The sequence below is a fragment of the Psychrobacter glacincola genome (assembly GCF_904846215.1).
Lineage (GTDB): Bacteria > Pseudomonadota > Gammaproteobacteria > Pseudomonadales > Moraxellaceae > Psychrobacter > Psychrobacter glacincola.
Genome location: NZ_CAJGZK010000068.1, coordinates 1 through 760, shown reverse-complemented (window position 1 = coordinate 760; position 760 = coordinate 1). Strand labels below are relative to the sequence as shown.

The window sequence follows — 760 nt, the reverse complement described above, 5'->3', positions numbered from 1 at the left end:
CTACAATGGCAGGTGAAGGTTTAAGTCAATCGCAAGCCGCCTTGAGGTTTAACATTAGCTCACCTGTGCTGATTAGTGTATGGCGCACAGCCTATGCCCGTCATGGTATGCTAGGCTTAACTGCCAAAGCTAAAGGACGACCCACTGTGAAGCACCCTTATCTCACTGACAAACCTGATCATGAAAAGAGTATAGAAGAGATCAAACGCGAGAATGAGTATCTACGCGCGGAGAACGCCTATTTAAAAAAGCTCGATGCCTTGCTCAAAGAGAGGAAAGCCAATCAGACAAAGCAAGGCTCGTCAAAGGACTAAGAGATCAGCATCCGCTAGCTTTACTATTACTCATTGCAGATATAGCAAGAAGCAGCTTTTACTATCATGTGCATGCATTAAAAGCTGATGATAAGTATGCCGATCTTAAACAGCGTATCAGTGACATCTATCATTACCATAAAGGTCGATATGGCTATCGTAGAATCACTCAAACGCTTAAGAACGAAGGAATAAGATACAACCACAAGCTCATCGCACGGCTTATGAACGAGCTTAAACTTACCGCGAGAATCAGACGACAGAAGTATCGATCCTATAAAGGTCAGTGTGGCGTCATTGCCAAGAATAGAGTCAAACGCAGGTTCAGAGCGAAAGCGCCCAATCGCAGGTGGTTTACTGACATCACAGAGTTTAAAGTCGGTGATGAGAAGTTGTATCTGCCTCCTATACTAGACTGCTTCAACAATGAGATCATCAGTTATACG

The 760-nt window shown here is 43.9% G+C and carries 2 pseudogenes; both read left to right on the top strand.

The features are described from left to right. Positions 1 to 314: pseudogene (locus JMW90_RS13435) on the top strand (helix-turn-helix domain-containing protein); the annotation flags it as partial. Beyond that, positions 296 to 760 (top strand): annotated as a pseudogene (locus tag JMW90_RS13430) (IS3 family transposase); the annotation flags it as partial. The pseudogenes JMW90_RS13435 and JMW90_RS13430, both read left to right, overlap by 19 nt.